At 34.2% G+C, this 22,183-nt stretch carries 16 protein-coding genes and 1 tRNA gene; 9 read left to right on the top strand and 8 right to left on the bottom strand.

Features of this window, described 5'->3' with window-relative positions:
• Nucleotides 1–210: 210 nt before the first annotated feature.
• The 5 genes from K6119_RS12535 (at nt 211) to K6119_RS12515 (ending at nt 6,446) form a co-directional block, all read left to right on the top strand.
• The gene (locus tag K6119_RS12535) at nt 211–2,541 is read left to right on the top strand and encodes a CotH kinase family protein (RefSeq protein ID WP_221832195.1); all 2,331 of its coding nucleotides are present in this window, start codon (nt 211–213) and stop codon (nt 2,539–2,541) included.
• Nucleotides 2,542–2,652: 111 nt separating this feature from the next.
• Complete coding sequence (locus K6119_RS12530; RefSeq protein ID WP_221832193.1) at nt 2,653–3,630, top strand: T9SS type A sorting domain-containing protein; 978 nt, start codon at nt 2,653–2,655, stop codon at nt 3,628–3,630.
• Between the two features lie 103 nt (nt 3,631–3,733).
• Nucleotides 3,734–4,297: a LemA family protein gene (locus K6119_RS12525; protein ID WP_221832191.1), complete on the top strand. Its 564-nt coding sequence runs from the start codon at nt 3,734–3,736 to the stop codon at nt 4,295–4,297.
• A gap of 73 nt (nt 4,298–4,370) precedes the next feature.
• Nucleotides 4,371–5,249 (top strand): M48 family metallopeptidase, encoded by an 879-nt coding sequence (locus K6119_RS12520; protein ID WP_221833685.1) that lies wholly within the window; start codon nt 4,371–4,373, stop codon nt 5,247–5,249.
• 54 nt (nt 5,250–5,303) lie between these two features.
• Complete coding sequence (locus tag K6119_RS12515; RefSeq protein WP_221832189.1) at nt 5,304–6,446, top strand: LBF_2804 family protein; 1,143 nt, start codon at nt 5,304–5,306, stop codon at nt 6,444–6,446.
• On the opposite strand, the gene K6119_RS12510 is transcribed toward K6119_RS12515, so the two are convergent.
• The 6 genes from K6119_RS12510 to gltX all read right to left on the bottom strand — a co-directional run bounded on the left by K6119_RS12510 (nt 6,443) and on the right by gltX (nt 12,312).
• On the bottom strand, nt 6,443–6,943 hold the full coding sequence (locus K6119_RS12510) for a tetratricopeptide repeat protein (protein ID WP_221832187.1): 501 nt from the start codon (nt 6,941–6,943) through the stop codon (nt 6,443–6,445). The two genes, K6119_RS12515 and K6119_RS12510, sit on opposite strands and share 4 nt — an antisense overlap.
• 20 nt (nt 6,944–6,963) lie before the next feature.
• The gene (locus tag K6119_RS12505) at nt 6,964–9,096 is read right to left on the bottom strand and encodes a SpoIIE family protein phosphatase (protein ID WP_221832184.1); all 2,133 of its coding nucleotides are present in this window, start codon (nt 9,094–9,096) and stop codon (nt 6,964–6,966) included.
• A 66-nt stretch (nt 9,097–9,162) separates the two neighbouring features.
• Nucleotides 9,163–10,236 carry a hypothetical protein gene (locus K6119_RS12500; protein ID WP_221832182.1) on the bottom strand — a complete coding sequence of 358 codons (1,074 nt, stop codon included), beginning with the start codon at nt 10,234–10,236 and terminating at the stop codon, nt 9,163–9,165.
• A 63-nt stretch (nt 10,237–10,299) separates the two neighbouring features.
• Nucleotides 10,300–10,370: transfer RNA gene (locus K6119_RS12495), tRNA-Cys, on the bottom strand.
• 62 nt (nt 10,371–10,432) lie between these two features.
• Nucleotides 10,433–10,786: a dihydroneopterin aldolase gene (folB, locus tag K6119_RS12490; RefSeq protein WP_336246096.1), complete on the bottom strand. Its 354-nt coding sequence runs from the start codon at nt 10,784–10,786 to the stop codon at nt 10,433–10,435.
• The gene (gltX, locus tag K6119_RS12485; protein WP_221832180.1) at nt 10,786–12,312 is read right to left on the bottom strand and encodes a glutamate--tRNA ligase; all 1,527 of its coding nucleotides are present in this window, start codon (nt 12,310–12,312) and stop codon (nt 10,786–10,788) included. The genes folB and gltX overlap by 1 nt, the downstream gene beginning before the upstream one ends.
• A gap of 182 nt (nt 12,313–12,494) precedes the next feature.
• On the opposite strand from gltX, the gene K6119_RS12480 reads away from it, so the two are divergent.
• The 4 genes from K6119_RS12480 to mnmG all read left to right on the top strand — a co-directional run bounded on the left by K6119_RS12480 (nt 12,495) and on the right by mnmG (nt 18,630).
• The gene (locus K6119_RS12480; protein ID WP_221832178.1) at nt 12,495–15,872 is read left to right on the top strand and encodes a DUF4175 family protein; all 3,378 of its coding nucleotides are present in this window, start codon (nt 12,495–12,497) and stop codon (nt 15,870–15,872) included.
• Between the two features lie 4 nt (nt 15,873–15,876).
• The gene (locus K6119_RS12475) at nt 15,877–16,275 is read left to right on the top strand and encodes an ATP-binding protein (RefSeq protein WP_221832176.1); all 399 of its coding nucleotides are present in this window, start codon (nt 15,877–15,879) and stop codon (nt 16,273–16,275) included.
• Nucleotides 16,268–16,687, top strand: coding sequence for an rRNA maturation RNase YbeY (gene ybeY, locus K6119_RS12470; RefSeq protein ID WP_221832174.1), 420 nt, complete (start codon nt 16,268–16,270; stop codon nt 16,685–16,687). The genes K6119_RS12475 and ybeY overlap by 8 nt, the downstream gene beginning before the upstream one ends.
• A gap of 65 nt (nt 16,688–16,752) precedes the next feature.
• On the top strand, nt 16,753–18,630 hold the full coding sequence (gene mnmG, locus K6119_RS12465; protein ID WP_221832172.1) for a tRNA uridine-5-carboxymethylaminomethyl(34) synthesis enzyme MnmG: 1,878 nt from the start codon (nt 16,753–16,755) through the stop codon (nt 18,628–18,630).
• 736 nt (nt 18,631–19,366) lie between these two features.
• Here mnmG and K6119_RS12460 read toward each other — a convergent pair.
• Both K6119_RS12460 and K6119_RS12455 read right to left on the bottom strand, forming a co-directional pair.
• Nucleotides 19,367–20,095, bottom strand: coding sequence for a hypothetical protein (locus K6119_RS12460; RefSeq protein WP_221832170.1), 729 nt, complete (start codon nt 20,093–20,095; stop codon nt 19,367–19,369).
• Complete coding sequence (locus K6119_RS12455) at nt 20,095–22,170, bottom strand: type IA DNA topoisomerase (RefSeq protein WP_221832168.1); 2,076 nt, start codon at nt 22,168–22,170, stop codon at nt 20,095–20,097. The genes K6119_RS12460 and K6119_RS12455 overlap by 1 nt, the downstream gene beginning before the upstream one ends.
• Nucleotides 22,171–22,183: the final 13 nt, after the last annotated feature.

The raw sequence follows: 22,183 nt of genomic DNA, 5'->3' as shown, positions 1-22,183 counted from the left end.
ATTCACATACGAATATCAGGCCAATAGGTTTAAAATTATAGATTTTAGCTGCACTTTAGTGATTTGATTTATTATTTGCGGATGTTTGATTGTAAAGTGAACAGTATTATTTGAGCTGCAAATAATCGTCAACATAAAGCAGCTAATAAAATGAAGCCATTGTTAAGTTATTATAAATAAGATTGGTTTATTTTTGATTTCACATAAGGAATGTTGAAGCATCTATTATTCATATTAACGTTATTGTTTTCTTTTTACGGAAAAAGCCAGGATGAATTGGTGATTAACTTTAATCCTATTGGGGGTGTATATGAAAAACCAACAAAAGTTACCCTGGATGCCGGAAGCGGTGCTAACATTTATTACACACTTGACGGAAGTGTTCCTTCATCAGGAAGTGCTAGATATACAAAACCATTTGAAGTAAATGATGTTGTAATAATTAGAGCTGTCGCTTATAAAGATGGTAAAAGATCTACCGTTCAAACTAACACATATGTTTGTGATAGAAAGTATGATTTACCTGTTGTGTCTTTAGCAACTGAACCGGGCAATTTGTGGGATTTTGAAAGTGGAATTTATGTTGAAGGTTGTTGTGCTGATACAGTTGAGCCGCATTTAGGAGCTAATTATTGGAGAGATTGGGAAAGATCAGCCAATATTGAAATGTATGATGAAGAAGGTAAACTTTGTTTTAATCAAGGAGTTGGGATCAATATTTTTGGAGGATTCAGTAGAATGTTACCAATGAAATCAATTGCTGTTTTTGCCAGAACAAAGTATGGTAATAATAGAATTGAGTATCCTATTTTTCCTGAAAGAGAAATGGATGAGTATAAGAATTTTATACTCAGAAATTCCGGTGGTGATTTTCAACGAACACATTTAAGAGATGCTTTTATGACGCAAATGGCAAAACCTACTGGTGTAGCTATTCAGGCATATCGTCCGGCTGTTTTGTTTATCAACGGTAAATACTGGGGAATTCAAAACTTAAGGGAAAAAATCAATGAGCATTATTTACATGATAATTATGGAGTTGATAAGGACAACGTAGACATTCTCCGTCAAAATGGAGTTAGAAGACATGGTTCTTCAACCAATTATAAAAAGTTGTTGGCGTACTTAAGTTCTCATGATTTGTCAAAAGATGAAAATGTTGAGAAGCTTAAAACTTTTATGGATGTCAATGATTTTATCAGGTATAATATTGCCGAAGTATATTCTGATAATAGAGATGCCGGTGGAAACATAAGATATTGGAGAGAAAGAAATGATTCGGCAAAATGGAGATGGGTTTATTACGATATAGACCAAGGTTTGGGTAATAATGCACCAAGCGGATATAAAAGAAATACATTATTAAAATTTACCTCTATTAATGCGGAAAAATGGCCAGATCCGGCTTGGTCGACCTTCATTATTAGATCATTATTATCAAATAAAAAACTAGAGTATCAATACATTAATACGTTTGCTGATCATCTAAACACAGTTTATCATCCGGATACTGCCAAAAGATTATTTGAAAGTATGATGGCAACGATTGATAGTGAAATGCCATACCACCAAAAACGTTGGGGATCTTCTTATGAGAACTGGCATCACCATTGTAACATTGTAAAGACATTCATTGCAAACAGGCCGCACTATTGTAGAATGCATATTATGCAAAAGTTTGGTTTAGAAGATACTGTTGAAATTTCTTTAGATCATCCCGGTAAAGAATTGTGTGATGTGAAGTTTAGTTCTTTGGACTTGAAGCGTGATTATAAAGGGATTTATTTCAAGAATGTTCCTATTCAAATAGAGGTAAAACTTAAACATGATTATGAATTGGTTGGTTGGGAAGATGATAAGAATGCCGGAGCGATTCGCACCATTGTTCCTAAAGGGAATATGAATTTAGTTCCTATTATTCAACCTAAACCTAAAAGCAAATTTGCTGATAGCCTGGTTTTTTACGAAATAGCCTTTTTCCAGCCTGAGGCAGACACATCCGGAGACTGGATTGAATTGTATAATAATTCTAATAGCACCATTGATTTATCTGGCTGGACATTGACAGAAAGAAGCTATAAAAAAGGATGGAAAGTGCCTGATGGAACTTCTTTGGAACCTAATAGTTTTATAGTATTATCTGAGAACCTTGGGCGTTTTAAAACTCTATATCCCGGAGATTCTTTAAATGTTATTGGTGATTTTGAATTTGGTTTTTCTTCTAATGGAGAGTTAATTAAACTGTACGACAAGGAAGGTTTCATGGTTGATTCACTTAATTATACTAATCTGTTCCCTGATTTGGGAGACACTTTGTTTAGTATTACTATTCCTCATCCTGATTCATCCGTCAACAATTTGAGTTGGCTCAAAGAAAAGCCAACACCATCCTATCACAGTAAAGCCTACCTGGATTACTTGCAAGAAGAGGCAGATAAAAAGTACTGGACCAAGGTTTTATATATAGGTGGCGGAAGCTTTTTTTTTATCTTGGTCGCTGGCATATTATTCTACCGATACTCTAGAAAGAAAAGAGGCTAATTAGCCGTATTTCATAGATTAATTAAGTTTATTCACCGATTTTCATAGTTATCCACAACCTTTTGTTTTAAATTAGCGTAATAAGTTTTAACCATACCTGTTACCAAAAGGATGAAAAGGCTACTATTATTAACATTCTTACTCATAAGTTTGCTGAATGCGAAGGCTACCAGTACAACTGCTTTGTCTTCTGGAGACTGGAATGAACCTGCTCTTTGGTCTAATGGTGTTCCGGGTTGTTTTGATACTATCATTATTCCAGCTAGTATTCAGATTGATGTTACAAGTACAATCGACTTAAATGCTTGTCCTGATTCAATGATAATCTTCTTGTATGGAAGAATTGAATTTCAAAATGGTAAAAAATTAAAATTGCCATGTAATTCTGATATTATGGTATTTCCTGGCGGATCAATGGGAGTTGGTTCAGGTGGGGGATCTTCTACTTATGTAGAGATGTGTTCTACTCAATACTGGAATGCTTCTAGTGGTGATTTAGCAGGTCCTATTTTACTATGTGATGGTGGTTGCCCTCCTTCGCAATTGCCTATTGAATTGGTATCTTTTACTGCTGACATGCGAAGTAATGAACGGGTCGTCGATCTGCATTGGGTGACAAAATCTGAAATTGACAATGATTATTTTACAGTGGAGAGAAGCGCAGACGGAATTAGTTGGGAAGCATTATATAATGTTGATGGTGCTGGTAATTCTTCATATACGATTCATTATTCAGATACGGATAATTTACCGCTATATGGAGTGTCCTATTACAGATTAAAACAAACTGATTTCAATGGTGATTTTTCTTATTCTCCAATTGTATCAGTTCAGGACGAAAATATCAATGAAATTTCTTTGTACCCGAATCCGGTTATTCAAGGAGGTTCAATTGTTATTTATTTACCTGAATCATTCAACAATGTAATAGATTTAAATATATACAGTGCAGATGGTAAAGTTGTTGCTACTGAGTCATTTGACGTTGTAAACAACAATCAAATTATCTATAATGTTCCATCACATGTTGCTGCCGGAACTTATATGATCAAAATTGCTGACGAGAATTTCAGAATAATTGTTCAGTAAATAGCTCATCAATAAAATATTCAATCCTTTCAATCGTCCTTAAATCAACACGCGGATTGATATTTTTGTATATTTAATCCAAATAAAACCTAATTAAAAAAAAATGATAGCAGGAATAGTTATTGGAGCCGTTGTATTAATCTTAATATTATGGTTCGTTTCATTGTACAACACACTTCAGCGTTTGGAGACAAATAGAGAGCAAGCTTTTGCTGATATTGATGTACAACTTAAACAAAGACACGATTTAATTCCTCAATTGGTGGCTACTGTTAAAGGGTATGCTCAACAAGAAGAGAAAGTTTTAACGCAAGTTACTCAAGCCAGAGCCAGAGCTATGTCTGCTGGAACGGTAAATGAAAAGATTGCTGCTGAAGCGGCTTTAGCGGGTGCTATGTCGCAGTTTTCAATGCAAATGGAAGCTTATCCTGATTTGAAATCAAATACCAATTTCTTACAACTTCAAAATGAAATGTCTGATATTGAGAATAAATTGTCAGCTGTAAGAAGATTCTTTAACTCAGCAACCAAAGCGTTGAACGTAAAAACAAAAACCTTCCCAAGTAATATCGTAGCTAGAATGGCTAAGATTAGTGAAGAACCGTTTTTTGATCTTGGAGTTGTTAAAAGAGAAGAATTAGACGAAGCTCCTAAAGTTGAATTCTAAATAAATATTTCCAGTGGCAGCTTACGTAGGTTTAGATAGCCAGATTAGGAGTAATAACACCAAATCTGCATTGATGTTAATTGGTTTTCCAACAGTTATTATCGCTTCTGTTTGGTTGGTTTTCTTTTTAATTAATGAAGGACAATGGGATGGATATGTTCAGGAGAAATTCTTAGTATCTCTTCCTTTCATTATTGGAGCGGTTGGTTTGTGGTTTTTAATCGCATACACCTTTCATTCAAAAATGATTCAATTCGCGGTTCATTCCCGTCCATTAGAAAGAAAAGAAAACATGCGTGTTTACAACCTGGTTGAAAACCTATGTATGTCACAAGGAATGTCAATGCCAAAAGTGTTTATCATTGAAAGTGATGCATTAAATGCTTTTGCCAGTGGTTTGAATGAAAAAACCTATAGTGTTACACTTACAAGAGGTATCATTAATAAACTAAATGATGCAGAACTTGAGGGAGTGATTGCCCATGAGTTGGCACACATCAAAAACAAGGACGTTAAGTTGCTAGTTATTTCTGTCATTTTTGTTGGTATTCTGGCTTTTGTTGTGCAAGTTGCTTTTAGATCTGTTCTTTATGGAGGACATAGAAGGAGCAATAACAACAAACAAGATGGACGTTTAGTGTTAATCATATTGTTGGTTAGTGCAATTGCTTATTTCCTTACCATATTGTTCAGATTTGGATTGTCTCGTAAAAGAGAATACATGGCTGATGCAGCTGCTGCCGAAATGACCAGACGTCCTGATGCTTTGGCTTCTGCACTTAGAAAAATATCTGGCCATTCGACGGTTGATGATGTTCGCAGTGATGACGTAAAAGGAATGTTTATTGAAAACAATCCTAAAGAACAAGGTGCCGCCCTTTCTGGGTTTACAGGACTTTTTGCTACCCATCCTCCTATTGAAAAAAGAATAGCATTTTTAGAGCAAGTGTAGGTTTTTGATGCACTTATTTATTTCTTGAATATATTTGGTCTATCTACTTAAGTAATGGCCGATAAGAAAAACGATAAAAAGAGTTTCTGGACGCGAATAGCTGAAAAAGAACTAAAAAAAATCAATCAGTTTCAAGATGGTGATGATCTTTTCATTTTAAATGAAGAAGAGCAGGCGCAATTGAAATCAATAAAAGTAAATACGCTTATTAAAGCGGCAATTGCCGGAACTTTAGGGGTTTTACTTTTGTACTTACCATATCATTACTTTGGTGAATCACTTTTCCCAGTTCGAACTTTTACAATACCGGATAATCCTATTTACAGTGGGGAAGTTCCTATTGAAGTTGAATTCATGATTTATAGTATTGTATTGGTAATGATAGAGATTTGGTATTTAACTTATATCAATATCAAAGCAGTTGGCGCTATCTCTAATGTATGCGGTCATCCAAATCCTGCAGATGAAAATTATCAGCACAATTTAAATGCACTTATTGCTGTAGGGTTGGAGAAAAAACAAAAGCAATTAGAAGAAATTGGGATCAATCCTTATGAGGGTTTATCTAAGACAGGGGTTGTTATTTTTCAGTTTTTGTTAAGATTAAAAGCTACAGCAAGTAATATTCTATTTAGAATTTTTGTCAAGAAGATTTTAGGAAGATATGCCCTAAGATTTGTGCTTGATATGGCTGGTATTCCGGTGTATGCATTTTGGAACATGTGGGGATCATCAAAGGTTATAAAAGAGTCTAAAATTAGAGTGATGGCACCACCTTTAATTAAAAGAGTTGTAGACATTTTGTACGAAGAAAATAAGGACAATCAGGAGTTTAGAAAGCATATTTATGACAGTTTGCAGCTTATTTCTGAGTCAAAAAGGTCATTTCACTATAACCATTTTTTATTGAGCCTAACCTTATTAAATAAGTTTGAAATTGAAATTCAAGAAGAACCCGAATACAATGAAGACTTTTTAGAAGAAATACCGCAATTATCTGCTCACACTCGGGATGCGATAGAAAAGCTTTACATATTTGGTATCATGATAGATGGTAAGATTTCTTTTAGAGAAATGAGGGCAATTAGATTTTTAATTGAAAAAGGCGCATTAGCTTATACAGAGGATGAAATAATGGCCTGGTCCAAAGATTATGATGAAGGAAGAGGTATTGAAGGTTTTTTCAAAACACTTTAAGCTTGTTTGTATTTCTTTAGTTTCTTTTTTGTTTGCTTAATGGTTTTTTTGATGCTTTTTGATGCAGGATCTTTCTCTAAAGCCTTTTCATAAAATATTAGGGCTTTTTTATAGTTTCCTGTTGATTGATACTCGTTTCCTCTTTTAAGTAGTTCTTGTGTGCTGCTATCGCCTTCTAACAGCTTTTCGTCTTTAATCAAATTGCTTACTTTGTCATAACCCGCTTTGGCATCTTCATCACCCTTTTGTTCACTCATGGCAGCTTTATAAAGGTTTTTAATCACCAACAAACCATTAGTGCAGCATTTTGATGGAGCTTCTTCTACTTCAAAAGGTTGACTTTCATATTCAACCAATAAAGAATCTGCAGTGGTCATCATTCTGGTGTAAGTGCCTTTTTCAATCATTATCCATTGATCATAATTGATGCGGTTTTTTTCTTGGGCAATAGAATTAATTGCCAGAAACAGGCTAGATAAGATTAGTAACTTCTTCATGGGTATTTGCAAAATACAAATTAAACCTTGATACCCAAAACACAAACATCATCCAGTTGTTCTAAATCTCCTTTCCAAACTTCAAATTCTTCACTGATTACCTTTCTTTGCTGTGAGAAACTCATAGAGCTTATATCTGCTAGCTTTTCCCTAAAGGTTTTGTATTTGTATTTTTTACCCTTTGGCCCTCCAAATTGATCAGCATATCCATCAGAGAAGAGATAAATTTGATCTTCTGCTTGTAATTCAAATTCTTCTTGGGTAAATGGTGTTTCTTTTAAAGGTTGATAACCAACAGGTTGTTTGTTTCCTTTTATTTCAATTAATGTTCCTTTTCTTAGAACGTATAGAGGAAGGTTGGCCCCTGCAAAATAAAGTTTGTTATTTTCAATACAACAGAATGCCATATCCATCCCGTCTCTGCGAGACTCAGTTTGAAGGGCTTTTTTTACTTGATTTCTTAATTTATCCAAAATAGCGGCAGGTTCATATAGTTTACCTTCAACTACTATTTCGTTTAGAAATGCGTTACCTAACATACTCATCATTGCACCCGGTACTCCATGTCCTGTGCAGTCTCCTACAGCAATTAGTTTTTTACCATCCTCTGTTTGATATCCCCAATAAAAATCTCCAGAAACTATATCTCTTGGTTGATAAAACACAAATACGTCTTTGAACATGGTGGAGATATAATCTTCACTGGTGTTAATGGCTTTTTGAATAGAGCTGGCATAAACCATAGAATCCATAATATCCTTGTTTTTTGCTTCAACAAGTTCTTTTTGAAATTCCATTGCTTGTTTCTGATGGTGTATGATTTTTTTCTGTTTTTGAGATTCACGGTATTTGATAAATACAAATATCCCCAATGCTAAAACAAGGATTGATGCAGCCATTAAAATCTTGTTCATTTGAGATTGATTTTCAATTTCTTGTTTATCAAGCATTGACTGTTTTTCCTTTAGTGCTAATTCCTTTTGATGTTCTGCTTCTTGTTTCTCCTGATTGTAAATTTTATCCATTTCTAAAATGGCATCTTGATGTTCTTGATTTCGAGCAGAATCCCTGTAAGAATACCACAAAGATTGGTAGTCAACGGCATTCTTATAATCCTTTTTAGCTAAGCTTAAATTAAAGTAAGTCGCATATATATCTTTAAATCTAATGTATGCTTTAACTCCTGCGACCTTCGCAATTTCTAAAGCTTGGGCCAGGTGCTTTTCTGCTTCGTTTAATCGATTATCTCTTATTAATAGTTCGGCTAATGTGCTATGTGCGGATGCTAAGTGACTTATTTCACCTCCATCTTCGCATATTTTTAACCATTTTTCTTGATAATAAATAGCACTGTCGTTTAGATCCAAATTGGCATATGCGCCGGCTATTAGCGTGTACATCAAACCCATCATTTTTTCACTTTCTACCTCTTGATAAATGGTTAAACATTTAAAGTAGTTGTTGAGTGCATCTCTGGTATCTTCAATGCAGATTCCGCCTAAATACAAGCCTTCCGCTTCAATGTGTTTGTAGCCATATTTTTTACCAAACTCAACTTCCTCATTGTAATACTCGCAAGCTTTTTGATCGTCTCCTTGTCTTTTAAAAACAGATCCTATAAAGTGCAATAGGTTACCGTAAGATTCATCATGTATTTCGTTTTTTTCAAATATTTCCTTTGACTTCATGTAATAAACCATGGCTGAATCATAAGAGGCTTCGGAGTAAAAACCTCTTCCAATAGAAGCGTATTGCCAGGCAATAGTTTCTGGTCCTTCTCCTGCTTGAATGTAAAAGTCTTTAGCAGCTTTTTGGGTTCTAATGGCGTTAGGCATATCTTCTTTTTTGCGATATACCTTGGACAATTTTTCAAGGGTTTTGGCTTTGAGCGAAGCACTATCATTCGGAATTAAGCTGATTGCTTTTGTAAATTCAAAAATGGAGGTATCATATGATTTACGGTGATAATACTCTTTGGCTATTTCTATTTGGATATTGATTCTCTTATAAGCATCTTCTGAATAGTCGTAGGCCAAGCGTAAAGAATCTATATTTTCTGAGAAAGCAGGCTTAAATAAGGCAATAAATACCACAAGCAGCAATATGTGTTTGCTGTTGATGATGCGTAGCCAAAATTTGTAAAAGCTCATCATGAATCCCCCTACTTGTCGCTAATATACTGACTTTAAGTTATACGAAAGTTAATCCTTTAAGTTCTGTTAAAGTGATATGTGCCAATTTAGTTTGCCTGTTCTAAGGTCGTATTCGTAGATATGTTCATTGGAAGTAACAAAGCAACAACTGTCTGAAAGTAAAGTACGGTGTATGTATTTTAAGCCAGAAGCGTCACCATCTTTTCTAAAATCCTTTAAAGTTTTAACCCAAAGTTCTTGGCCATATTCGTTGACAAGACTAAGGGACGGATTTGTTTTATCCAAATCTTGCTGGAAATGAATTAGTGCATAATCAGTATCGTGTAAACTATGTTCATTGACAATTTCGCCTTTTAAGTATTCATAAGGGGTGAGTTGATCATCTAGATATAGATCTTGCTTATCACTGGTATTCATTGAACTTCTTAATAAGAAGTGGGAATCATCATTTGGGTATCTATAGTTTTGACTGTCGTACCATTCGAATTTAAGATTGTGCTTGTTCAAAGAATATAAATCTCCTACGGAAGTTTGTATTTTGTAGGATAAATAGTCATAGGTAATTTCATATATCTCTACTTCATTTTCTCCGATAGGAATTGTGTCTTGAAGTTTGGCTAATAGTAGTGTCTTTTGTTTCTTGACATCAAATATGCTTATGCTCTTTATTTTACTGTCTGATTTTTCTTCCAGTATTACGTTATTGCCATATATAATAGGGTTGTAATTGTCTCCTATTAAATCCCAGTAAACGCGTTCATGTTTATTTCTGTCAATCACGTGTAATCTTAAGTTAGGAACACTGCTTTCTAGATTACCATCCTCATCTGTATATTCAGTGTATTTATAATCATAAAGTATTAAATGATCTTTGCGTGATTCAATTAAGCTGAAATAATCTGGGGTTCCGTATCCAAAATAAGAAGGATTAATTATTTGGATCCAAAGTATGTGCAGTACTAGGAGTAAGGTTATTGTCCAGTACCACCATTTGTTATAGAATTGAAACTTTTCTTTTTTCTGTTTTTTGTTTTTTATTCTAGCGTATAATGATGCTGCTATAGCCCATATAAATAGAAGTACATATGCAAATACAAACACAAATCTCCATCCAAAATATGCGTGTAAGAAGTTTTCCATTGCTTTAAAAGTATGAAATAGAGGGGAATAAAAAAACCTTGATGAATTTCACCAAGGTTTTAGAGGTCTCGAGCGGATTCGAACCGCTGTAGATGGTTTTGCAGACCACTGCCTAGCCGCTCGGCCACGAGACCATCTTTTCGAAGGGCAACAAAGATAAATAAAATATGATAATTAAATTCTCTTTGTTGGATATTTATCCTTCTATTATTATTGCAACTTCTTTTACAGTGCCTTCAATAGGCGGACTTAGTTTGCGAACTTTAATTCTAGATTTGATTACATTTCCAAGTTCGTTTTGAAAACGTTTCAAAATCCTGTAACCTACATGTTCTATTAGCTTAGAACGTATGGTCATTTCTTCCATTACAATGCGTCTTATAACTACATAATCAATGGTATCAATTAAATGATCTGTTGCTGCGGATTTTGAAAAATCAGTTTCAATAGCCACATCTACTAGATATTTACCTCCAAGTCTAGATTCTTCTTCCATGCATCCGTGATACGCATACACTTCAATTTCAGTAACTTCAACAATGTTTATCATTAAGCTGTAGTTTTAAGTGCATTTACTTTATCTAATCCTTCTCTCATTCTTTTAAGAACAACTTCTTTTCCTAATACAGCACAAATGTCAAACATAGAGGGCCCCATGCCTTTACCTGTTACCAATAATCTAAATCCCGGACCTACTTTTCCAAAACCATATTCATTTTTTTCTAAATATTGGCTAAATATTGCCTCAATGTTAGCGGTATTCCAATCTGTAATTCCTTCAAATGCGGCTATTAAGTCTTGCATGATTTCAGGAGTATCTTCTTTCCATTTCTTTTGAACTGTTTTTTCATCATATGAACTGATTTCAGTAAAAAAGTAATCTCCTTCCTTTACAATGTCCTGGATAAATGTCGCTCGTTCTTTCATTAGCCCGCAAACAGCTGCTATGTATTCATCTGAGTACGTACCGGTGATGTGCGGTTTTACCATTATAGATAATGATTGATCATCTGTTGATCTTAAATATTGCTGGTTAAACCATTTTGTTTTATCAGGATCAAATCTTGCTCCGGACTTTCCAACTCTTTCTAGACTAAACTTGTCAACCATTTCTTCAAGGCTGAATATTTCTTCGTTGTTACCTGGATTCCATCCTAATAAACTCAACATATTGATAAAGGCTTCCGGAAAATATCCCGACTCTTTGTATCCACTGTAAATTTCTCCTTCTGCTGTTGTCCAGTTTAATGGAAATACCGGAAACCCTAATCTATCACCATCCCTTTTGCTCAATTTTCCATTTCCATCAGGTCTTAAAATTAAAGGTAAATGCGCAAATTGTGGACGATCCCAACCAAAGGCATCATATAGTAATACATGTAATGGAGCTGATGGCAACCATTCTTCACCTCTAATAACATGGGTTATTTTCATGGTGTGGTCATCAACAATGTTAGCTAAATGATAAGTTGGCATACCTGATGGTTTGTACAAAATTTTATCATCAAGATTATTGGTGTTTACAGTTACCCAACCACGAATGATGTCTTCAAATTTGATGTCTTGATTTCTTGGCATCTTCATTCTTATAGAATATGGTTCGCCTGCAGCCAGTCTTTTCTCAACCTCTTCTTTTGAAAGAGAAAGTGAGTTTTTCATGGAAGATCTGGTAATACCGTTGTATTGCCAATTTGGTAATCCCATTTTCTTGGCTTGTTCACGCATATTTTCAAGCTCTTCTGGTGTGTCAAAAGCAATATATGCATGTCCGCTTTCTACTAATTGTTCTGCATAAGGCTTGTAGATGTCTTTTCTTTCTGATTGAATGTAAGGACCAAATTCTCCACCATATCCGGCACCTTCATTGGGTTCAATTCCACACCATTTTAATGAGTCAATGATATATTGTTGAGCACCTTCAACGAATCTTTTTTCATCCGTATCTTCAATTCTCAAAATAAAGTCTCCTCCATGTTTTTTGGCGAATAGATAATTATATAAAGCAGTACGCACGCCTCCCATATGTAGAGGTCCGGTTGGACTAGGTGCAAATCTAACTCTTACTTTTTCTGACATCTTTTTACGTTTATGCTGGTTGATTGTCTATAAAACAGGGGACAAAGATAAGTTAAATACAAGAAATGTTAAATGAATAAACTACTTGTAAGTTTTGTTCGTTATAAATGAACTAAGTTGCATGATAATTGTAGTATAGCTTATATTATCGTATCTTAGTAGGTTACAGTAAATTTCATTAGTTGGGACAGTTTGATAATCTCATATCGCAAATTGAAAAATTCATCTCTAAATATTATAAAAATGAGATGGTTAAGGGCGGGATATTGTTCTTGTCTGTTCTATTGGTTACCTATGGTTTAGTAACAACTTTAGAGTATTTTGGAAGATTTGGCTCTACTACAAGGTTGTCTTTATTGATTGCCTTTGTTGGAATTAACCTTGTTTTATTGTTTAGGTTCTTGTTGATACCTGTTTTAAAACTGAATAAAGTTGGAAGACATCTATCACTAAAACAAGCTTCTTTAATGATAGGCTCTATATTCCCTGAGGTAGGTGATAAAGTATTAAATACACTTCATTTATATGAAAATAAGGAAGATACATCTTTGAATATTGAATTGGTGCAGGCCAGTATTGAACAAAAGTCTGCGCAATTATCTGTTGTTCCGTTCAGTACAGCAATTGATTTAAGTGAGAATAAAAAATACCTTAGGTTTTTGTTACCTATATTTTTCGGTATCCTTTTAATAGGTTTTTTGAACCCAAATATATTTACTGATGGTTCAGAACGCATTGTCAATTTTGATAAAGAGTATGTAGAACCAGCTCCTTTTGAGTTTATTTTGAATAGTGATGAATCTATTAAAGAAGGAGAAGACTATACGCTCCGGGTAAAACTGAAGGGTGAGGAATTACCGGATGAGGTTAAAATTTACTCTAATCTTGGCAATTACAATTTGGTTAAAAAATCTAATGTATTGTTTGAGTATACATTTAATAATCTTAGTGAGGATTTAGTTTTTCATTGTGAAGCAAATGGATTTGAATCTGATAAGTTCAGAGTGGAATCATTGGCTAAACCTATATTAGAGGAATTAACTATAGATGCAATCTATCCTAAACATACAGGTAAAAAGAGCGAATCGTTTCAAAATTCTGGTGACATAACCGTTCCTGAAGGGACTATGTTAAAATGGAGGGTTTCTGCTAGGAACTTAGAAAGTTTAGATGTTTTGTTTAAAGACACTTCCTTCACTTTAAATGGATCCATAGCTAATGGTTATGCTTTTCAAAAGAAGTTTTTTGATTCTGAATCTTACGATTTAGTGTTGAGTTCGCAGGAAGTGAAAGCTGCGGATAGTTTAAGTTATGCTGTAAATATTGTTAAGGATAAGTATCCTACTATTAGTGTTGAAGAAATAATTGATTCTACTAATGAAATGAAGAGGTTCGTAGAAGGAAAGATTTCTGATGATTATGGTTTTAGATCTCTTGCTGTTAAATTAAGTGTGGTTGGAAAGGATACTTCTTATAGTGTTGTAAAACCTTTAAAATTTAATAGTAAATCTACTACACAGTTGTTCTCTTATTATGTGGATTTGTCTCTTTTTAAATTGAAGCCAGGAGAGAGAATTGAGTATTCTTTCACTGTCACTGATAATGATGAAATTAATGGATTCAAGTCTAGTTCAACAGGTAAAAAAGTTTACAATGTTCCTGAGATGGATGAGCTTGATAATGCTTTGTCTGATAAAAATCAAGAGTTGAAGAATGAAATGAGTGATGCTCTAAAGCAATCTTTAGAATTAAAGCAAAAGATTAAAAATATGAAAAGTGATCTTTTGAATAAGGAGTCTACTGATTGGAAGGATAGACAAAGTTTACAGAATCTCCTTGACTTGCAAAAAGATTTGGAGAAGAAGGTAGATAAGTTGAAGACGGATTTTGATAAGAATAAAAATGAGAATGAAAATTTCTTTGAACCAGATGAAGAGTTTTTAGAGAAGCAAGAAATGCTTCAAAAGCTAATGGAAGAGTTGATGGATGATGAAATGAAAGAACTTTTCAAAGAGCTGGAAGAATTGATGGAGGAATTAAATAAAAATAAACTTCTTGAGAATTTAGAGGAGATGGAAATGGAGAGTGAGAACATGGAGGAGAAAATGGATCGTACGTTGGAGCTTTTCAAAAATATGGAGTTAGATCAAAAATTAGAGAATTTGGAAGAGCAGTTGGAGGATCTTAGACAGCAACAAGAAAAGCTAGAAGAACAAACCAAGAACGAAGAAATGTCTAGTGAAGAGCTGAGCAAAAAACAGGAGGAGTTAAATGAAAAGTTTGATGAAATAAAGAAAGATATTGAGGAGATTAAAGAGAAGAATGAAGAGTTAGAAAATCCTAGAGATTTGGATTTTGATCAGGAGATGGAGGATGCCATTGAGCAAGAAATGGATGACGCTAAGGAGAATCTAGATAATCAAAAGAATAGTAAGGCTCAAAAGAATCAACAAAAGGCTTCTGAGATGATGAAGCAAATGAAGGATGATGTTTCTTCTATGCAAATGCAGGCTTCGCAGCAACAACAAGCTGAGGATATGGATGCCTTAAGATATTTGTTAGAAAATGTAGTGGCATTGTCTCATGACCAGGAAGATTTGATGGATGAATATCGAGTGACACAAACTTCTGACCCGTATTATCTTCAATTAAATAGAGATCAGTTGGCTATCGATAAAGCAACAGATATTGTACGTGATTCACTTACGGCCTTAAGTAAAAGAGTGCATCAATTGAGTACATATATTACTGATGAATTGTCTGAGCTTAATTACAATTTAGATAAATCATTAAAACTTTCAGAGGATAGAGAAACGAATAGACTGTTGCAATATCAGCAATATGCAATGACTGATTATAATGATTTAGCATTAATGTTAAGTGAAGTTTTAGATCAAATGCAGCAACAAATGCAACAACAAATGAATATGCCTGGTTCTGGGTCTTGTGATAAACCTGGTGGAATGGGTATGGGTAAGGGCAGTAAGTCGCAAATGAATATGCAGCAAATGAAGGACGCCATGAAGGAGCAGATAGGGAAAATGAAAGGCGGAAAAAATCCTGGTGGTAAGGAAGGTCAAAGTAAAGATGGAGAAGGAATGGGACAAGGTATGGGAGGAAGTATTCCTGGATTATCTACCAAAGAACAAGTTAAAATGGCTGCGCAACAGGCTCAAATTAGAGAAGCTCTTAAACAGTTAAAGGAAGAATTAAATAAGGATGGTTCGGGATTCGGAAATACCTTAAATGATATGATTAAGGACATTGACAAATTAGAGGATGACTTGTTAAATGGAAACGTTGGGTCAGATTATGTAAAGCGTCAAGAAGATATTTTAACTAGATTGTTGGAAAGTGAGAAAGCTATGCGAGAAAGAGGTTATAGTGAGGAAAGAGAGTCAAACGAAGGAAAAAATTTGGAAGAAGGTAACCAAATAAAATTTACAGAGTATAATAGAAAGAAGAACGCCGAAGTGGAGTTTATGCGCTCCCTTCCTTTAGGGCTTCAAGTCTATTATAAGACATTAGTAAATGAATATTTTAACTCTGTAAATAACTAGGTGGATGCACAGTATTGAAATTGGGTCGGATTTAAATAATATACCTGAAGTAGAATCTTTAATTGACAAAGTTTGTGAAGATTTGAAGTTGAATGAAGACTACTATGGTAATATTCTTATAGCTGTAACAGAGGCCGTCAATAATGCTATAATTCATGGCAACAAAAATGTAGAATCAAAATTGGTGAAAGTTTTTGCTGAGGAGAACGGCGGTAATGTAGTGTTTTCTGTTGAGGACGAAGGAGATGGTTTTGACTTTAATAATTTACCCGATCCAACTGCTCCGGAGAATATTGAAAAGCCGGATGGAAGAGGTATTTTTCTTATGAAGAATTTGTCGGATGAGGTGGAGTTTGAATCTAATGGTTCAAAGGTTAATATTTCGTTTACAGTGAATGGATAATATTGAATACAATTTTATAGATGTTGAAATTCCGGACTTTGATCCGGAATTTTTTAATTTATGGATATCCAAAGTTGTTGATTTTTATCAATGGCATTTGGGAGATATAAATTATGTTTTTGTTACAGACGATTATTTGCTTTATATAAATAAGGAGCATTTAGATCACGATTATTATACTGACATAATCACTTTTAATTACAACGAGGAATCTAGTTTGTCAGGCGATATGTTCATTTCTTTGGACAGAGTAAAAGATAATGCAAAAGAATTTGGAAATGGTTCTTTTCATGACGAACTTTGCAGAGTTGTTGTTCATGGTCTTCTACATTTAGGAGGGTTTAATGATAAAAGCAATGAAGATGAGGTTGAGATGAGAAAGCAAGAAGAATTGTGTTTATCTCTTAGATAGTTTCACGTGAAACAGTTTTTAGTTTTATTAAAATGTTTCATGTGAAACATTAAAAAGAATATTGAATGATGTTGCGAAAATATGATGTGATTGTTGTTGGTGGTGGTCACGCCGGATGTGAGGCTGCTTTTTCTGCGGCTAAAATGGGCTCTTCTGTTTTGTTGGTTACAATGAACTTGCAAAACATAGCCCAGATGTCGTGTAACCCTGCTATGGGTGGTGTAGCAAAAGGTCAAATTGTACGAGAGATAGACGCCTTGGGTGGAGGGTCGGGCATGGTCACTGACAAGTCTGCGATTCAATTCAAAATGTTGAATCTGTCAAAGGGACCTGCTATGTGGTCTCCAAGAACTCAAAATGACAGAATGAAATTTGCCGAAGAATGGAGATTGTTGTTAGAGAGAACAGAGAATGTTGATTTTTGGCAGGACATGGTCAATGGTTTGATTGTGGAGGATGGAAAATTAAAAGGAGTTAAAACAACAATGGGTGTGGAAATTTTTTCGGATGCTGTTGTTTTGACGAATGGAACATTTTTAAATGGATTGATTCATTTGGGTGAAAAGAATTTTAAAGGAGGTAGATCTGGTGAAGGAGCTAGTTATGGAATAACGGAGCAATTGGTGGATTTAGGTTTTGAAACTGGAAGAATGAAAACAGGAACTCCTCCAAGAGTAGATGGAAGGTCGTTGGATTATTCAAAAATGGAAGAACAGCCAGGTGATGAAAACCCAAGCAAGTTTTCTTTTTCACGTGAAACATCTGCTTTGGAAAAACAAAGAAGTTGTTATATCACCTATACAAATGATTTGACTCACGAAATTTTAAGATCAGGCTTTGATCGTTCACCTATGTTTAATGGTGCGATTAAAAGTGTGGGTCCAAGATATTGTCCTTCTATTGAGGATAAAATAAATCGATTTGCGGAAAGGAATAGACATCAAATATTTGTTGAGCCCGAAGGATGGAATACGGTTGAAGTTTATGTAAATGGATTTTCCACATCATTACCAGAGGAAGTTCAATATGCAGCCCTTAAAACAATACCTGGTTTTGAAAATGTAAAAATGTTTAGACCGGGTTATGCTATAGAGTACGATTATTTTCCACCAACACAGTTAAAACATTCTTTGGAAACAAAGTTAATAGAGAATCTGTTTTTTGCTGGTCAGATAAATGGAACTACAGGATATGAGGAAGCAGCTTCTCAAGGATTGATGGCTGGAATTAATGCTCATTTAAAGTTGGCTGGTAAAGATCCTTTTGTGCTTTCACGTTCTGATGCATATATCGGAGTTTTGATTGATGATTTAATTACCAAGGGGACAAAAGAGCCTTATCGTATGTTTACTTCAAGAGCAGAATTCAGAATTTTATTGAGGCAAGATAATGCTGATTTAAGGTTGACAGAAAAATCTCATCAAATTGGTTTGGCATCAGATGAACAGTTGGAGGATGTGAGAAATAAAATATCTATCACAAATAAAATAAAGGATGTTTTAAATAAAACCAGTTTATCGCCTGAAGAAATTAATCCTTTGTTAGAAGAAAAGAATTCTGCTTTAATCAAACAAAAGAATAAGGCGAATACATTTTTAATGCGACCTCATATTGCTTTAAGTGATTTAAGAATGGCATCTGAAAACTTGGACAAAAAACTATCTAAAGTTGATGAGGGTAATTTGGACGCATTAATGCAGGCAGAAATTCAAATTAAATATGAAGGTTATATTTCACGTGAACAGGATAATGCATTAAAGTTAAATCGTCTTGAGGAAGTTAAAATTCCGGAACATACAGATTATGATTCCTTATCATCTTTGTCTGCAGAAGCTGTTGAGAAATTGACTAAGATTAAACCTACTACAATTGGACAAGCAAGCAGAATTTCTGGTGTCTCACCTTCTGATGTTTCTGTTTTATTGGTTTATTTGGGGAGATAGAATATAGCACTCATAGACAATATGGATTGTTTTTATTTTAGTATTTGTCCTCAATATAGAGGATGATTCTGCTATTGTATTGTTATAGTTCTATTAGGTAATTTCTTGTCTTAGTGTATGGTTGGAATTTTGTCCGTATAAAGATTTTATGAGTATGTTGGATAGTGTATTTCCATTTTCTGCTAATTATTCTAAATGTTGTATATAAATTGTTGTGTTATTTATATAAGTCAAATTTTCTAGAATGTTTTAAAACATGCTAGATCTGAATGATATTATTTTGTATGTTAATAATACAAAGGCTGGTTTGTTATAATTAGAATTGGCTAAAAATTTGGATAGAACTTTTTTATGTCAAGTTGGTTTTTGACTGTTATGTTTTAAAGTTCTAGTTTTTCTTACTTGAATTTTTTAATATCAATTTTTTTGTGGTATTGTAATGATCTGTTTTTTAAAATGGATGTATTAATTGATCAGATGACTATACTTGTTGGAAATTATGTTCTTTTCTCCTGTTATTTATGTTTTTTAGGTTGCAAAACTAATTTTAAAGCGCTCTAAGCGCTTTTTGTAATTTGGGAATGATACGGGTCAAAAAAACCGAGATCGTTGATTAGAGAGGGTGTTTTTTCAAGACACATTATAGGGCTTAAAGTGTTGGAAATCAAATAAATACTGGATATATCATAAAATATGGCAAAAATTTACGTTTTAGCACGTAATTGATTACGATTTATTACCTTATTTCCATTTCAGGATTTTCAGTTTTTGTAGCTTTTTCTTTTTTAGGAAAAATTGCTCTGTATAATTCTGAAATACTTATTCCACATCCAAAACTGTAAAATGGTCTATTAAATGCTTTTTTTACTTCAACTTCTGTGTTGAATGTTTGTCTGTATCCTCCAGAGATTTTTAAATAGAACCATTTGATTGGATAGAACTTGGTTTGTGTGGCAAGAGTTAAACAAGAAAAAGGCCGTTCATATAGTAAAGGATAGGCTCCTATTGAATCCAGATATGTAGCTTCAATTCTTCCTCCACCTAGATGAACCGGAAAAGACACTTCCCAATATCTGGTCTTGATAAAAACTCTTTCATAATAGAATGATGAATAGCCAAGCTTGAATCTAACATGTGTACTATCAGCTGCGTCTAACTTAGTAACGGGGAAATCGTCTATGATTAAGGGTTTATTTATCCAATAGAAACCTAGACCAAATCTGTGAACACCTTTGTATTCAGCTCCAATTTTTAAGCCTGCCAGTTTAATTTTATGACCATGGAAAAAAGATCTTCTGGCATCTAAACCCAACAAGATTTTCCATTTTTTGTCGCCATACTCTTTAGGAAAGAAAGTTATCTTTTTAAGGCTTGTAGAGTCAATTTTATGGTTTTCTTGAGAATATGTATGGTTAAGGATAAGAAATAGGCCTAAAGCGATAATATATGGCTTTAAAGACTTCATTATTCTTCTAGTTCAATGTTAAAATCAGATGTAAAAATCAACTTACCGTTTTTCTTTTCTTCACTTCCGGGAATTTGAAATCCTTTTATTGAGCCGGTTTTGCTCTTTGATAATAAGTCTGCAAGTTGTTTACTGGTGAGTTTTTTACCCATTATAGTGAATGGAACTACAAAGCTACATCCTTCTTTATAAGCTGAGCATCCATAAGCTGATTTGCCCTTTACCAATGTACCTTCTTTGCATTTTGGACATTGCATTTCATCAATGGAGGTAGATTCCTTTTTTGGTTTTTTAGGTTTGGCCAATGGTATTACTTTGTCTTCTGCCAGTTTCACGTGATTAGTAATATCCACAACCATTTCTATTAGCTCCTTTTTAAACTCATCAACCTGGTATTCTCCCTTTTCAATTTGACGCAATTTAAATTCCCATTGCCCGGTTAGTTCCGGTGATTTTAATAAATCTGATTTAATGGTTTTGATCAGTTCTATGCCTGTAACAGTAGCATGTATGTTTTTCTTTTTCTTTTCAATGTACCGTCTTCTGAAAAGTGTTTCAATAATGTTTGCTCGGGTAGATGGTCGGCCAATGCCATTTTCTTTCATGGCATCTCTAAGTTCTTCATCATCCACATTTTTACCAGCTGTTTCCATGGCCCTCAGCAAGGTTGCTTCGGTGTAATATTTCGGTGGACGGGTTTCTTTTTCTTGTATTTCAGGTTCATGAGGTCCTTTTTCACCTTCTACAAATTCAGGCATGATGTTTTCTTCATTATTGCCTTTGTTATTATCCGTAGTATAAACCTCTCTCCAACCGGCTTCAATAATTTGTTTTCCAGTAGCCTTAAATTCTACTTTTTCAACCATTCCCAGCACAGTTGTATTTGATACAGTACAATCTGGATAAAAGACTGAAATAAATCTTTTGGCTATGGTATTATAGATTTTCTGTTCGTCTGCAGTTATACCTGAAGGTGTAATTCCTGTTGGTATAATTGCATGGTGATCAGTAATTTTTTTATCGTCAAATACCTTTTTTGATTTCCTTATTTCTTTTCCTAAAAGTGGTTCAGTTAGCTTTGAAAAATAAGTTAAACCCTGTAGTATTTTAGGCACTTTTGGGTAAATGTCTTCTGATAAATAGGTAGTATCTACTCTTGGATAGGTTACTAATTTCTTTTCATACAAACTTTGAACTAATTTTAAAGTTAAATCAGCTGAAAAAGCAAATTTATTATTGGCTTCAACTTGCAATGAGGTAAGGTCAAATAATCTAGGAGGCTGTTCTTTACCCTCTTTTTGTTCGTATGATTTTACTTCAAACTCTTTATCCTTAACATATTCTATAGCAGATTTACCTTTTTCTTCAGACTTTAATCTGCCTAGTGTGGCGCTAAAAAGTACTTCTCTATAAACTGTTTTTAATTCCCAGTATTTTTCTGATTTGAAATTGTCAATTTCTAATTGTCGTTCAACAATCATGGCCAATGTTGGTGTTTGAACTCTTCCAATTGAAAGCACCTGTCTTTCCTGACCAAATTTCAGTGTATAAAGTCTAGTGGCATTCATACCAAGTAGCCAATCACCAATAGCCCTAGAACTGCCTGCAGCATAAAGGTTCAAAAAATCTTTACCGTCACGTAAATTTTCAAAACCTTCTTGTATTGCTTCTTCAGTTAAAGAGGATATCCACAGACGCTTAACCGGTTTGTCGTTTTTGGCTTTTAATAACACCCATTGCTGAATCAGTTCTCCCTCCTGGCCGGCATCACCACAGTTTATAACTTCATCACATTTTTCAACCAGTGTTTTAATCGTCCTAAACTGCTTTTGGACGCCTTGATCTTCCATCACTTTGATACTAAATCTTGATGGTATCATTGGAAGAGTGGCCAAATTCCACCATTTCCATATTGAGGTGTAATCGTGAGGTTCCTTTAAGGTACACAAATGTCCAAATGTCCAGGATACCCAATAGCCATTTCCTTCAAAATAGCCATCCTTTTTGGTGTTAGCACCAATTATTGAGGCAATTTCTTTTGCTACACTAGGTTTCTCTGCAATACAAAGTTTCATTTGTTACAATTCA

It is taken from the genome of Paracrocinitomix mangrovi (assembly GCF_019740355.2).
GTDB classification, from domain to species: Bacteria; Bacteroidota; Bacteroidia; order Flavobacteriales_D; family Crocinitomicaceae; genus Paracrocinitomix; species Paracrocinitomix mangrovi.
Note: the sequence above shows the minus strand (reverse complement) of the source record. Positions and strands in the feature narration are given on the sequence as shown.

Excerpts from the sequence above, each read along its gene's own strand:
- K6119_RS12535 (WP_221832195.1), top strand. The coding sequence starts at position 211 with ATGTTGAAGCATCTATTATTCATATTAACGTTATTGTTTTCTTTTTAC.
- K6119_RS12475 (WP_221832176.1), top strand. The coding sequence starts at position 15,877 with ATGCACAGTATTGAAATTGGGTCGGATTTAAATAATATACCTGAAGTA.
- K6119_RS12530 (WP_221832193.1), top strand. The coding sequence starts at position 2,653 with ATGAAAAGGCTACTATTATTAACATTCTTACTCATAAGTTTGCTGAAT.
- K6119_RS12510 (WP_221832187.1), bottom strand. The coding sequence starts at position 6,943 with ATGAAGAAGTTACTAATCTTATCTAGCCTGTTTCTGGCAATTAATTCT.
- mnmG (WP_221832172.1), top strand. The coding sequence starts at position 16,753 with ATGATGTTGCGAAAATATGATGTGATTGTTGTTGGTGGTGGTCACGCC.
- K6119_RS12460 (WP_221832170.1), bottom strand. The coding sequence starts at position 20,095 with ATGAAGTCTTTAAAGCCATATATTATCGCTTTAGGCCTATTTCTTATC.
- K6119_RS12525 (WP_221832191.1), top strand. The coding sequence starts at position 3,734 with ATGATAGCAGGAATAGTTATTGGAGCCGTTGTATTAATCTTAATATTA.
- gltX (WP_221832180.1), bottom strand. The coding sequence starts at position 12,312 with ATGTCAGAAAAAGTAAGAGTTAGATTTGCACCTAGTCCAACCGGACCT.
- K6119_RS12500 (WP_221832182.1), bottom strand. The coding sequence starts at position 10,236 with ATGGAAAACTTCTTACACGCATATTTTGGATGGAGATTTGTGTTTGTA.
- K6119_RS12515 (WP_221832189.1), top strand. The coding sequence starts at position 5,304 with ATGGCCGATAAGAAAAACGATAAAAAGAGTTTCTGGACGCGAATAGCT.
- K6119_RS12505 (WP_221832184.1), bottom strand. The coding sequence starts at position 9,096 with ATGATGAGCTTTTACAAATTTTGGCTACGCATCATCAACAGCAAACAC.
- K6119_RS12455 (WP_221832168.1), bottom strand. The coding sequence starts at position 22,170 with ATGAAACTTTGTATTGCAGAGAAACCTAGTGTAGCAAAAGAAATTGCC.
- ybeY (WP_221832174.1), top strand. The coding sequence starts at position 16,268 with ATGGATAATATTGAATACAATTTTATAGATGTTGAAATTCCGGACTTT.
- folB (WP_336246096.1), bottom strand. The coding sequence starts at position 10,786 with ATGATAAACATTGTTGAAGTTACTGAAATTGAAGTGTATGCGTATCAC.
- K6119_RS12520 (WP_221833685.1), top strand. The coding sequence starts at position 4,371 with ATGTTAATTGGTTTTCCAACAGTTATTATCGCTTCTGTTTGGTTGGTT.